The following is a 12059-nucleotide window of genomic DNA, read 5'->3' as shown; positions in this document are numbered from 1 at the left end:
GCGATCACAGGGCGTGGAAGCGGTTCTGCGCGGCCTCCAGGCCGTCGGCGGCCAGTGCCTCGACCGCGTCGGCGCACTGGTCGATCAGCAGCGCCAGTTCCTTGCGCTCCACACTGGAGAAGTCCTTGAGCACGAAGTCGGCCGGGTCCTGGCGGCCGGGCGGGCGGCCGATGCCGAAGCGCGCCCGCAGGTAGTCCTTGGTGGCCAGTGACTTGGAGATCGAGCGCAGGCCGTTGTGCCCGTTCTCGCCGCCGCCGAGCTTGAGCCGGATGCTGCCGTAGGGCAGGTCCAGCTCGTCGTGCACGACCACGATCCGGGCCGGGTCGATCTTGTAGAAGCGCGCGGTGCCGGCGACCGCGCCGCCGGAGACGTTCATGTACTGGCGGGGCTTGGCCAGCACCACCCGGCGACCGCCCAGCCTGCCCTCGGACACGGCCGCGCCGCCCTTGTGCGCCTTGAACTTCCCGCCGATCCGTGCGGCCAGCTCGTCCAGCACCAGGAAACCGATGTTGTGCCGGTTGCCCTCGTACTGCGGGCCGGGATTACCCAGGCCGACCACCAGCAGCAGCTCGTCCTCGGACACGGAACCCCTCCTGAAGAAACCAGCGGCGCGAAGATGCCAACGGCGCGCCACCCCGGGCTGGGGCAGCGCGCCGTTCAAGCATGATGCCCGACGTCGAGGGCTCAGCTCTCGGTGGACTCGGCGGCGGCCGATTCCTCGGCGCCACCCTCCATCTGCTCGGCGGTCGGCGCGGCGACCACGTTGACCACGAGGGCCTCCGGGTCGATCGCCAGGGTGGTGCCCTCCGGCAGGATCACGTCGGAGGCGTGGATCTGGGTGCCCGGCTGGACGCCCGCGATCGAGACCTCGACCTGGTCCGGGATGTTCAGCGCGTCGGCCTCGACCTGGAGCTGGGAGATCTCCTGGGTGATCAGGGCGCCCGGCACGGCGTCGCCGGTGATGACCAGCAGCACCTCGACGGTGACCTTCTCGCCCCGCTTGACCAGCAGCAGGTCGACGTGCTCGATGTAGTTCTTCAGGGGGTGGGTGGTGACGGTCTTGGTGAGCGCCAGCTCGTTGGCGGCGCCGCCCAGGTCCAGGGTCAGCACCGCGTTGGTGCCGTGCTCACGCACGACGCGGGCGAACTCCAGAGCGGGCAGGGCTACATGCTTCGGGTCGGAGCCGTGGCCGTAGAGCACCGCGGGAATTTTTCCAGCGCGGCGGGTACGGCGAGCGGCGCCCTTGCCGAACTCGGTGCGCGGCTCGGCTGCGAGACGGACCTCGGACACGGCGATGCTCTCCTTGCATGACGTCGGGCAGAATAAAACTCAGTCGTGTGTGGTGACCTGCGGCGGCGTACCCAGCGCGGCGGAAAATGACAACACGCGGCGAATGAACGCCGCCGCGTCGATCACGGAGCCGCGAGAAGAACACCCTCGCCGAGGCAACCCAACCAGTGTATGCCTGTACGGGCTCCCGGTCCCAATCGGGGGTACCGCCATCCGGGTTTTACGCCTTGGGGCCCTTACGAAACACGCGCCGGGCACCCCTGGAGCGGGGGGCCCGGCGCGTGACGGAACTGCTACCGCAAGATCAGGCGTGACCGTCGAACAGGCTGGTCACCGAGCCGTCCTCGAACACCGCGTGAATGGCCTTGGCCAGCAGCGGAGCGATGGAGAGCACCTTCAGGCCGGGGAACTGCTTCTCCTCGGGGATGGGCAGCGTGTTGGTGAAGATGGCCTCGCTGGCCCCGGAGGCGGCCAGCTTCTTGGGGGCGTCGTTGCTGAGGATGCCGTGGGTGGCCGCGATGATCACGTCCGCCGCGCCCTCGGCCCGCAACTGGTCGGCCGCCTTGGCGATGGTGCCGCCGGTGTCGACCATGTCGTCGATCACCACGCACAGCCGCCCTCGGACATCGCCGACCACCCGGTTGGCGACCACCTCGTTCGGCTTGAGCGGGTCCCGCGTCTTGTGGATGAAGGCGATCGGACAGCCGCCGAGGGTGTCCGCCCACTTCTCCGCGAGCTTGGTGCGGCCCGAGTCGGGGGAGACGACCGTGATGTCCCGTCCCGCGTACTTCTCGCCCACGTAGTCGGCCAGCAGCCGCATCGCCAGCAGGTGGTCGACCGGACCGTCGAAGAAGCCCTGGATCTGCGCGGTGTGCAGATCCACGGTCATGATCCGGTCGGCCCCGGCCACCTTGAACAGGTCGGCGATCAGCCGGGCCGAGATCGGCTCCCGGCCGCGGTGCTTCTTGTCCTGCCGCGCGTACGGGTAGAAGGGCATGATCACGGTGATCCGCTTGGCACTGGCGCGCTTGAGCGCGTCCACCATGATCAGCTGTTCCATCACCCAGGTGTTGATCGGTTCGCAGTGGCTCTGGATGACGAACGCGTCGCACCCGCGCACCGACTCCTCGAACCGGACGAAGATCTCCCCGTTGGCGAACTCGTACGCCGACTGCGGGGTCACCGTCACGTCCAGGTGCTTGGCCACCTCGTCGGCCAGCTCGGGGTGGCTGCGCCCGGAGAAGAGCATCAAGCTCTTCTTGGGGGTCGCCGACATCGCGCTCACGGTCATTTCACTCCCCGTTTGGCTGGTGTTTGCCCCCATCATCGCTGGTGACAGCGAGTGCTCGCGCGGCAGCATCCGCGGCGGCGGTGCCGGGACGCTTGCGTTCCACCCAACCGGGGATGTTCCGCTGCTTGGCCCTTGCCACCGCCATGGACCCCGGCGGCACGTCGTTGGTGATCACCGATCCGGCCGCCGTGTAGACCCCATCGCCAATGGTCACAGGCGCGATGAACGTGTTGTCCGAGCCGGTCCGGCAGTGCGCGCCGATGGTCGTGTGGTGCTTGCTGACGCCGTCGTAGTTCACGAAAACTGAAGAGGCGCCGATGTTGGAGAACTCGCCGATCGTGGCGTCGCCCACGTACGTGAGATGCGGCACCTTGGACCCCTCGCCGATGCTGGCGTTCTTGGTCTCCACGAAGGTGCCGATCTTGCCCTTGACCCCCAGCCGGGTGCCCGGCCGCAGGTAGGCGAACGGGCCAACGCTGGCGTTCTCGCCGATCACCGCGCCGGTGCCGTGCGTGCGGATCACCTTGGCGCCCGCGCCCACCTCGGACTCGGCCAGCGTGGTGTCCGGGCCGATCTCCGCGCCCTCGCCCACCCGCACGCCCGCGCGCAGTTGCACACCGGGGTGCAGCAGCACGTCCCTGGCCAGCTCAACATCCGCGTCCAGCCAGACCGAGGCCGGGTCGATCACCGTGACGCCCTCGCGCATCCAGCGCTCCAGCAGCCGCCGGTTCAGCTCCGCGCCCAGCCGGGCCAGCTGCACCCGGTCGTTGACCCCCTCCACCAGCCAGGCGTCCGCGCTGACCAGCGCGCCCACCCGCAGCCCGTCGCCGCGGGCGATGGAGAGCACATCGGTGAGGTACAGCTCGCCCTGGGCGTTGTCGGTGGACAGCCTGCCGATCGCACCCCGCAGCACGGCCGCGTCAAAGGCGTACACGCCGGAGTTGATCTCCTGGATGGCCCGCTGCGCCTCGTCGGCGTCCTTCTGCTCCACGATCGCGGTGACCACGCCGGTGGCATCGCGCACGATCCGGCCGTAGCCGGTCGGGTTGTCCACCTTCGCGGTGAGCACGGTGACCGCGTTGCCCGCGTGCGAGTGCTCGGCGAGCAGGCCGCGCAGGGTCTCCGCGTCCAGCAGCGGCACATCGCCGTAGGTCACCACGACCACCCCGGCCAGCTCGGCTGGCAGCGTGTCCAGCGCGCAGCTGACCGCGTGCCCGGTGCCGTTCTGCTGGTCCTGCACGGCGATCCGGATCTCCCGGTCCAGGGCCTTGCCAACGGTGTCGAGGTGGTCCCGCACCGCCTCCCTGCCGTGCCCGACGACCACCGCGAGGTGATCGGGGCCCAGCTCGGCCGCGGCACGCACCGCGTGTTCGACGAGGGTGCGGCCGGCCAGCCGGTGCAGCACCTTCGGAGTGGCCGAGCGCATGCGAGTGCCTTCGCCCGCGGCGAGCACGATCGCGGTGATGGGGCCGACGTCGCCCTGGAGCATGGGGTTGCTCTCCCTGCCTGCCGTCTGGTGGAAAGTCCGAGCGCGGACCACCCCGCGACGGGGGCCGCGCCCGCCGATCCTACGGGGCCAGTGGCGGGAGCAGTCCGGGGCCGCTCAAGCTCTCCAGACCTGCCCCGGCCGGGCCGCCGTAGACCCGGTTGCCGCCCTCGCGCTTGGCGCAGTACATCGCCGAGTCCGCTCTGGACAGTGCCTGGCCTGGGCTTTCCTGCGGGAACACGGCGACGACGCCGATGGAGAGGGTGACCCCGCGGGACAGGTGCACGGGCAGCCGATCGACCGCGTCCACCGCGCGGTTGAGCGCGGCGTCGGCGGCCGAGATCGGCGCGCCGGGCAGCAGCACCACGAACTCGTCGCCGCCGTAGCGGGCCACCAGGTCGTCGCCGCGCAGCGCGTCCCTGATGGTGCTGGCCACCGCGCGCAGCACGTCGTCGCCCTCGGCGTGCGAGTGCCGGTCGTTGACGCCCTTGAACCCGTCCAGGTCGATCAGCGCCACCGACAGCGGGTAGGCGCCGGGGGCGTTGAACAGGGTGTCCATCCGCTCGTCCAGCGCACGCCGGTTCGGCAGGCCGGTCAGCGGGTCCTGCAGCGCCTGCTGGGCCATGGCGCCGTGCTTGCGGGTCAGCCGCTCGTGGTCCAGCCGGGTGCGCAGGGTGGACTCACGGGTGCGGGCCAGGCCCCACAGCTCGTTCTCCAGCTCGTTGGCGTACTCCGAGAGCGCGGTGTTGGTGGCCCGGCTGTCCGGCCCGGACAACCGGGCGAACTCGCGCACCAGGCACAGCCGCAGCGAGGGTTCGGAGCTGTCGTGCTCCAGCTGCATGCGCACCTTGGTCAGCGCGGACAGCGCCTCCTCGTGCCGGTCGCCCTCGGCGAGGCAGCGGGCCAGCGCGATCGAGGTCATGATCATCTCGGGTGGGTACATGGCCTGGTCGAGCAGGTCCTTGAGCCCCTCCACGTGTTCCATCCCCGGCCGGGCCAGCGCGTGCGCGGCGCCGAGCACCGGCACCTGGGCGGCCGCGGGCAGATCGGTGCGGCGCGGGAACAACGACTCCCGCCACGGGCCCTCCACGGCGACCGCTATGGCCGAGGCGGTGGCGAAGCGGTCCAGCGCCGCCTCGTCCCGGTCCACCCGTTCCAGCCGCAGGCCCCAGCCCAGCTGCAGCCGGACCCGGTTGATCAGGTGCACCGCGATGTCGTGCGGGCCGCCGGAGTGCCGGATGTGCTGGTTGGCCTTGGCCAGTTCCCGGTCGGCCATGTCGTAGACGCCGAGCTGGGTGAGCACCAGGCCGATGTCGACCAGCGCGGAGACCAGCAGCCGGTCCCAGGCGCGGCGCGGCAGCAGCGCGTCAGGGGCGGGGTCGTCGTCGAGCATGGCCAGTGCCTTGGCGATGGAGGACAGCGCCGCGTCCTCGCGGTCGGCCATCAGCGCGCGGCGGCCGGAGAGCGCGTGCGCGTCGGCCTCCAGCACCAGCAGACCGTGCCTGCGGGTGTGCGCGATCATCTCCTCGAGCAGTGGTTCCGCGTCATCGGCGATGCTGGGGGTGACCAGGCGGACCACCGCGGCACAGCGCAGGATCTCGCCGACCATCCAGGGTTCGCCGCGCCGCTGCGCCTCGGTGAGCAGCTCGTCGGTCTCCTCGGCGGCGTTGAGCTGGATGCCCAGCTCGCTGTTCTGCGCCACCGCGGCCAGTTCGCGGGCACGCCCCACCAACCACGCTTCGGATAGTTCAGACCGCGTGGGCAAGGGGCCGTCCCGCCTGTCGACCGTTTCCGAGGACAGTGGCGCACACCCCCTTACTGACGTGTCGCATAGCCGCCGGTTGTCCACCGTTCGGGTTGGACCCTCCCCGAGTCCGCACCGCTCCGCCGCCAGGATTCGAACCTGGACCATCGGAACCAAAATCCGAGGTGCTGCCGTTACACCACGGCGGATCACGGACACCGGCTGCGCGTCCGCCCGGACATCGTTACATATCCGGGCACCGGGCAGTGACATCCGGCTGGGTTTGGCACTCCGGAACGTCGCGTTGGCGACTTCCGGCCGGTCTTCTCCTGCCGGTCAGGACGGGCTCAGCAGCAGCATCCGGGTGAGGTAGTTGCTGATCAGCTGCTCGTAGGCGGCCGGATACAGGTTCCACGCGGCCACGTGGTCGGCGCCGGGGATCTCCACGTACTCCACCGGCCAGGCCAGCCTGCGGGACTGCTCGGCCAGGTCCCTGCTGGCCTGCACCGGCACCGTGCCGTCGGCCGAACCGTGGATGAGCAGGGTGGGCGGCTTGCGGGCAGGCGGGTGCTCGATCAGCTCCATGCGGTCGAAGTCGATGCCGGAGCGCCAGCTGGAGACGGTGGTCGCGATGGGGGTCAGGAACTTCGGCAGGCCGCGCTCGCCCGCCTGCCAGTCGAGGGTCTTCTGCCAGCTCAGCACGGGTGCGTCCAGGACGACCGCGGCCACCTGCCCGGCCAGTTCGGAGCGGGCCAGGAACTGGCCGATGATCGCCCCGCCCATCGAGTAACCGAACAGCACCACCCGGCGGGCGCCGCTCTGTACCGCGAACCGCACCGCGGCTTCCGCGTCCCGCCATTCCGTGTCACCCAGGTGATACAGCCCATCGGGTGAAATTGGCGCACCTTTGTCATTGCGGTAAGTAATCGAAAGGTTTGTCAATCCGAGTTTCCGGATCGTCGGGATCACCCGCAGCGTCTCGTCCCGGCTGGCGCCCCTGCCGTGCACCTGCACCGCCCACACCCCGGTGTCCCCGGCGCTGTCCGGCCGCACCAGCCAGGCGGGCATCGGGCCCAGCTCAGAGGCGATCGGCACCTCGGTGAAGTCCAGCCCGTGCGCCTGCTTCGGATCGCCGTCGAACACGTCGTTGTCGAAGCGCACCTTGGTCCCGGCGGTCACCGTGCCGGTGCCGATCAGCTTCCGCTCGACCTGCTCGCCGGAACGGCGCACCACGTCCCCGACCCTGGTCGCGCCACCCGGCCAGACCAGGGTGAACGTGCCCGGCTGGCGGGCGTTCTCGGTGTCCTCCAGGGTCACCGTGCTGGTGCTGGTGGCCACCACCAGGTCCCGGAACTGAGGTTCACCCGTGTAGGGGACGAGCAGTTCCCCGCTGTAGTACCAGCCGATGCCGCCGGCGCCGAGGGTCAGCACCACCAGGACGGCCACCACCGCGGCGACGATCCGCCGTCCGGTGCGGCGGCGGGGCCGGGCGGGTGCGGCTGGCGGGTCGATCCGGACCGAGGTGTTCTCCACCAGCGCATTGTCCTGATCATGTCCAGCACCCGCCGTCCAGGTGGTCGTCAGGCCGGTTCGGTTCAGTTCGGTGTGAACCGACACGCCCGGGGAAGCCGAAACACCGAGACCTGTGCCACGGGGTCTGGCTAGTTGGGCTGACCTTACTTACGCTTGCGTAAGTTACGGTGCCGTAAGTTGGACCGAGACCAGCCTCGACCTTCCCCCACATCGCTGAGGTAGCTATCGAATGACGACCACTGTCGAGACTCCCGCTCCCACCGAGGAGACCCCGCGCGGCCCCAAGCCCATGCTGGGCGAGCCGCGCTCCACCACCGCGCACATCACCATCTGCGCCTTCGTGATCATCCCGACCCTGGTGCTGATCGCGGCGGTGCCGCTGGCCTGGGGGTGGGGGCTTAGCTGGGTGGACATCGGCCTCGCCGTGTTCTTCTACTACCTGTCCGGTCTCGGTGTGACCATCGGCTTCCACCGGCACTTCACACACGGCTCGTTCAAGGCCAAACGCCCGGTCCGGATCGGGCTGGCGGTGGCCGGGATGATGGCCGTGCAGGGCTCGATCCTGCACTGGGTGGCCGACCACCGGCGGCACCACGCCTTCTCCGACAAGGAGGGCGACCCGCACTCGCCGTGGCTGCACGGCACCACGCCGTGGGGTCTGACCAAGGGCTTCTGGCACGCGCACATGGGCTGGACGCTCAACCGGGACAAGACCAACGCCGAGCGCTTCGCCCCCGACCTGCTCGCCGACAACGACATCAAGCTGGTCGACAAGTACTTCTCGCTGTTCACCGTGGCCACCTTCGTGCTGCCCGGTGTGCTCGGCGGCCTGATCACCTGGTCCTGGTGGGGCGCGCTGACCGCGTTCTTCTGGGCTGGCATCGTCCGGGTGGGCTTCCTGCACCACGTCACCTGGTCGACCAACTCGATCTGCCACCTGATCGGCGACCGCCCGTTCAAGTCCAAGGACAAGGCGGCCAACTTCTGGCCGCTGGCGATCCTGAGCTTCGGCGAGTCCTGGCACAACCTGCACCACGCCGACCCGACCAGCGCCCGCCACGGCGTCAAGCGCTGGCAGCTGGACACCTCGGCCCGGATCATCTGGATCTTCGAGAAGTTCGGCTGGGTGCACTCCGTGCGCTGGCCCTCTGAGCAGCGCCTGGCGCGCATCACGGTCACTGAGGCGGCGCACTGAATTTCCGGCAGTTTTCGCCTCGGCGGCCCAGTTCACGTGCGGCGTGAGCTGGGCCGCTGGCATATTGCGGTAGGAAAAGCATCTAGGGTGGGGGAGATGGCAGCACGACGACGCGAGCGGGCGCAGAGCGAAGTCGCCGCAGCGCGCCCGCCGGTGCCGCGGGTGCGCATGACCGGCAAGGAGCGGCGGCAGCAGCTCCTCGACGTCGGGCGGGCGCTGTTCGCCGAGAAGGGCTACGACGCGGCCAGCATCGAGGAGATCGCGCACCGGGCCGGCGTGTCCAAGCCCGTGGTCTATGAGCACTTCGGCGGCAAAGAGGGCCTCTACGCGGTGGTCGTGGACCGTGAGATGGACCTGCTGCTGGAAGGTGTCATCAGCGCCCTCTCCGGTGCCACCCACCCCCGTGAGCTGCTGGAACGTGCCGCCACCGCGTTGCTGGACTACATCGAGGAGTCCGCCGACGGCTTCCGGATCCTGGTCCGCGACTCGCCGGTGGCCAGTGCGACCGGCAGCTTCTCCAGCCTGCTCAACGACATCGCCAGCCAGGTCGAGCACATCCTCGGGCTGCAGTTCTCCTCCCGCGGCTATGACCCCAAACTGGCCGGGCTCTACGCGCAGGCGCTGGTGGGCATGGTCGCGCTCACCGGGCAGTGGTGGCTGGAGGTGCGCAAGCCCAAGAAGGAAGAGGTGGCCGCGCACCTGGTCAACCTGTCCTGGAAGGGTTTGTCACACCTGGATCCGGCACCCAAGCTGCGCATCTCTCGATAACTTGACCGGGTGCTCGCACCCCTGCGGTATCCCGCCTTCCGGCTGCTGACCGTGGGCCGGGTGATCACTCAGGTGGGTGATTCCGTCGCCACCATCGCACTGGCCTTCGCCGTGCTCGACCTCACCGGCTCGGTGGTCACCCTCGGCCTGGTTGTCGGCCTGCGCTCGATCATGTCCGTGCTCTCGCTGCTCTTCGGCGGGGTGATCGCGGACCGGTTGCCCCGGCATCTGGTGCTGGTCGGCAGCAGCGCGGTGAGCGTGCTCAGCCAGGCCGTGCTGGCCGCGCTGGTGATCACCGGCACCGCGACCGTGCCGGTGGTGGCCGTGCTGGCCGCGATCAACGGCACCGCGGTCGCCTTCTCCTGGCCAGCCTCCTCCGCGATCACCCCGCAGACTGCGCCCGAGGAGTCCTGGCTGCAGGCCAACGCGCTGATGCGGCTCGGGCTGAACGGCAGCAAGATCGTCGGCGCCTCGGCAGGCGGGCTGCTGGTGGCGGTGGTCGGGCCCGGCTGGGGGCTGGCGCTGGACGCGCTGACCTTCGCGGTGGCCGGGGTGTGCTTCTGGCTGATCAAGGTGCCGGCCGGGGTCACCGGCGGGCCGCGCACCAGCATGATCCGCGAACTGGTCGACGGGTGGCGGGAGTTCGTGGCCCGGCGCTGGGTGGTCGTGGTCGTGGTCGGGTTCATGTTCCTCAACGCAGCCGTGGTCGGCGTGCTGCAGGTGCTCGGCCCCGCGGTGGCCGATGCGACCATCGGCCGCTCCGCCTGGGGCCTGGTGCTGGCCGCGCAGACCGCGGGCATGGCGGTGGGCGCGGTGATCGCGATGCGGTTGCGGGTACGCAGGCTGTTGCTGGTCGGGTGCGCGTGCATGCTGCTGGACGCGGTGCTGCCGCTGACCCTGGCGATCAGCCCGCAGACCACCACGCTGGTGCTGATGGCCTTCCTGGCCGGGGTCGGGCTGGAGCAGTTCGGGGTGGCCTGGGAGACCTCGATGCAGCAGCACATCCCGGCCGACCGGCTGGCCAGGGTGTACTCCTACGACGCGATCGGGTCCTTCCTCGCGGTGCCGATCGGCGAGATCGCGATCGGCCCGGCCGCGCACGCCTTCGGGGTCACCGAGACCCTCTACGCCGCGGCCGGGGTGATCGCGCTGGCCACGCTGTTCATGCTGGCCAGCCGTAGTGTGCGCCGGCTGGAGAACACCGCGCCGACGGTCAGCGGCGGGTGATCCGCAGCAGCTTGTCGCCGGTGCCGTTGGTGGTGGTCACGTACAGCGCGCCGTCCGGGCCGCGGCGGGCCGCGCGCAGCCTGCCGTGCGTGTCGTCCAGCTCCCTCGGCGCGGAGACCGACTTCACCGCGCCGGTCGCGTCCAGGCTGAGCAGCAGCAGTTTGCTGCCCTTCAACGTGGTCATGGCCAGCACGCCGTCCAGCTCGCCCCAGTTCGCGCCGCTGAGGAAGTCCACCGCGCAGACCGCCTCGGTGGAGGAGCCCGAACTCCACACCGCCGGCACCGCGTCCGGGAACCGCTCGGTGTCGGTCATCGGCACGCTCTCGTCATAGCTGGTGACCGTGCCGCCCTGGGCCGGGTCCCAGCCGTAGTTGGCGCCCGCCTTGAGCAGGTTGACCTCGTCATCGCGGGTCGGCCCGTGCTCGGCGGCGAAGACCTGGTCCCCGCCCGGCCGCACCGCCAGCCCCTGCACGTTGCGGTGGCCGAAGGTGTGGATCAGCCGCTCCCGCGCGTCGCCGGAGGTGGCGAACGGGTTGCCCGGCGCGGCCGCCCCGGTGTTCAGGTCGATCCGCAGCACCTTGCCACCCAGCCCGTGCCGGTCCTGCGCGGCCGCGGCCTGCGCCGCGTCCCCGGTGCCGACCAGCAGCGCGCCGTCAGGGGCCAGCTGCAACCGGCAGCCGGAATGCCGCCCGTTGCTCACCGGCAGCCCGGTCAGCAACGGGTTCGGGCTCCTGGTCGCACTCCGGCCGTCCGCGGCCAGCGTCCAGGTGATCAGCCGGACGTCGACGGGCCGGTCGTCCTGCTGGTAGGTCTGGCAGGTGGTGAACCTGCGGCTGGTGGCGAAGTCCGGGTGCACCACCATGCCGAGCAGCCCGCCCTCCCCGCGCACCAGCACGTCGGCGAAGTCCGCGCGCACCTCGGTCACACTCGCCCCCGGCCTGGACCCGGACAGCAGCGCCAGCCTGCCGGGCCGCTGGCTGACCAGGACCTGCCCGTCCGGCAGGAAGCCGATCTCCCAGCCGTGCGTGAGCTTGTCGGTGACCACCTCCACCGCCAGGCTGGGCGAGGGACTCGTGGACGGCGCGCTACCGCCCACCCCACCCGCACAACCCGCCGTGAGCAGGACCGACACCCCGATGATCGCGAGCCGCGAGTACATGTTCTCCAGAGTGCGGCATCTGATGTGGTCTCGCCGTGAATGTCCGGATCACCGGAGGAAATCGCTGGGGCGCGCGGGGCCTGGCGTGGCACGCTGCGCGTGATGAGAGCGAGCCTGGCGGGAAATGTGCGGCGGATCGGGCGTTCGCTCGTCCGCCGCTGGTACCGGATCCCGGTGCTGCTGGCCGTGCTCGTGGTCAGCTTCTGGCTCAACGAGTTCCACTGGGGCTGGTTCAACCCCGGCCTGCTCATCGGCATCGCGGTGGCGCCGGGACTGCTCGACTGGTGGGTCGCGGGCGATGAGCGCGCGGCCGACGTAGGCTGACTGACGAGACCCCTCTCCGGGGCGATATCCCGGGCAGAGGTC

General features: G+C 70.3%; 11 protein-coding genes and 1 tRNA gene. 4 read left to right on the top strand and 8 right to left on the bottom strand.

The features are described 5' to 3' along the window. Nucleotides 1-4: 4 nt before the first annotated feature. From pth to HNR67_RS01470, 7 genes are all read right to left on the bottom strand, one after another. Nucleotides 5-583: an aminoacyl-tRNA hydrolase gene (gene pth, locus HNR67_RS01500; protein WP_312986189.1), complete on the bottom strand. Its 579-nt coding sequence runs from the start codon at nucleotides 581-583 to the stop codon at nucleotides 5-7. Nucleotides 584-684: 101 nt separating this feature from the next. Further along, nucleotides 685-1290: a 50S ribosomal protein L25/general stress protein Ctc gene (locus HNR67_RS01495; protein WP_185000203.1), complete on the bottom strand. Its 606-nt coding sequence runs from the start codon at nucleotides 1288-1290 to the stop codon at nucleotides 685-687. 304 nt (nucleotides 1291-1594) lie between these two features. Then, nucleotides 1595-2566 carry a ribose-phosphate diphosphokinase gene (locus tag HNR67_RS01490; RefSeq protein WP_185009953.1) on the bottom strand — a complete coding sequence of 324 codons (972 nt, stop codon included), beginning with the start codon at nucleotides 2564-2566 and terminating at the stop codon, nucleotides 1595-1597. A gap of 16 nt (nucleotides 2567-2582) precedes the next feature. Beyond that, nucleotides 2583-4070, bottom strand: coding sequence for a bifunctional UDP-N-acetylglucosamine diphosphorylase/glucosamine-1-phosphate N-acetyltransferase GlmU (glmU, locus tag HNR67_RS01485; RefSeq protein ID WP_185000202.1), 1488 nt, complete (start codon nucleotides 4068-4070; stop codon nucleotides 2583-2585). 79 nt (nucleotides 4071-4149) lie between these two features. Then, a complete protein-coding gene (locus HNR67_RS01480) occupies nucleotides 4150-5796 on the bottom strand; it encodes a GGDEF domain-containing protein (protein WP_312986188.1) in 1647 nt (548 codons plus the stop codon). 153 nt (nucleotides 5797-5949) lie between these two features. After that, nucleotides 5950-6020 (bottom strand) — tRNA-Gln (locus tag HNR67_RS01475). Nucleotides 6021-6147: 127 nt separating this feature from the next. Beyond that, nucleotides 6148-7344, bottom strand: coding sequence for an alpha/beta hydrolase family protein (locus tag HNR67_RS01470; RefSeq protein ID WP_312986187.1), 1197 nt, complete (start codon nucleotides 7342-7344; stop codon nucleotides 6148-6150). A gap of 229 nt (nucleotides 7345-7573) precedes the next feature. Here HNR67_RS01470 and HNR67_RS01465 point away from each other — a divergent pair, with 229 nt between their 5' ends. From HNR67_RS01465 to HNR67_RS01455, 3 genes are all read left to right on the top strand, one after another. Further along, nucleotides 7574-8539, top strand: coding sequence for an acyl-CoA desaturase (locus HNR67_RS01465; RefSeq protein ID WP_185000200.1), 966 nt, complete (start codon nucleotides 7574-7576; stop codon nucleotides 8537-8539). Nucleotides 8540-8707: 168 nt separating this feature from the next. Then, complete coding sequence (locus HNR67_RS01460) at nucleotides 8708-9307, top strand: TetR/AcrR family transcriptional regulator (protein ID WP_185009949.1); 600 nt, start codon at nucleotides 8708-8710, stop codon at nucleotides 9305-9307. 9 nt (nucleotides 9308-9316) lie between these two features. Further along, entirely contained in the window at nucleotides 9317-10534 is a 1218-nt protein-coding gene (locus tag HNR67_RS01455) for an MFS transporter (RefSeq protein ID WP_185000199.1), read from the top strand. Here the strand turns inward: HNR67_RS01455 and HNR67_RS01450 are convergent. Further along, nucleotides 10521-11693 (bottom strand): PQQ-dependent sugar dehydrogenase, encoded by a 1173-nt coding sequence (locus tag HNR67_RS01450; protein ID WP_185000198.1) that lies wholly within the window; start codon nucleotides 11691-11693, stop codon nucleotides 10521-10523. The two genes, HNR67_RS01455 and HNR67_RS01450, sit on opposite strands and share 14 nt — an antisense overlap. A gap of 102 nt (nucleotides 11694-11795) precedes the next feature. On the opposite strand from HNR67_RS01450, the gene HNR67_RS01445 reads away from it, so the two are divergent. Continuing rightward, on the top strand, nucleotides 11796-12017 hold the full coding sequence (locus HNR67_RS01445) for a hypothetical protein (protein WP_185000197.1): 222 nt from the start codon (nucleotides 11796-11798) through the stop codon (nucleotides 12015-12017). Nucleotides 12018-12059 lie beyond the last annotated feature (42 nt).

Origin of the sequence: Crossiella cryophila, from assembly GCF_014204915.1 — a bacterium.
Taxonomy (GTDB): domain Bacteria; phylum Actinomycetota; class Actinomycetes; order Mycobacteriales; family Pseudonocardiaceae; genus Crossiella; species Crossiella cryophila.
Note: the sequence above shows the minus strand (reverse complement) of the source record. Positions and strands in the feature narration are given on the sequence as shown.

Coding starts and splice junctions, on each gene's coding strand:
- HNR67_RS01490 (WP_185009953.1), bottom strand. CDS start 2,566: ATGTCGGCGACCCCCAAGAAGAGCTTGATGCTCTTCTCCGGGCGCAGC.
- glmU (WP_185000202.1), bottom strand. CDS start 4,070: ATGCTCCAGGGCGACGTCGGCCCCATCACCGCGATCGTGCTCGCCGCG.
- HNR67_RS01465 (WP_185000200.1), top strand. CDS start 7,574: ATGACGACCACTGTCGAGACTCCCGCTCCCACCGAGGAGACCCCGCGC.
- HNR67_RS01460 (WP_185009949.1), top strand. CDS start 8,708: ATGACCGGCAAGGAGCGGCGGCAGCAGCTCCTCGACGTCGGGCGGGCG.
- HNR67_RS01450 (WP_185000198.1), bottom strand. CDS start 11,693: ATGTACTCGCGGCTCGCGATCATCGGGGTGTCGGTCCTGCTCACGGCG.
- HNR67_RS01445 (WP_185000197.1), top strand. CDS start 11,796: ATGAGAGCGAGCCTGGCGGGAAATGTGCGGCGGATCGGGCGTTCGCTC.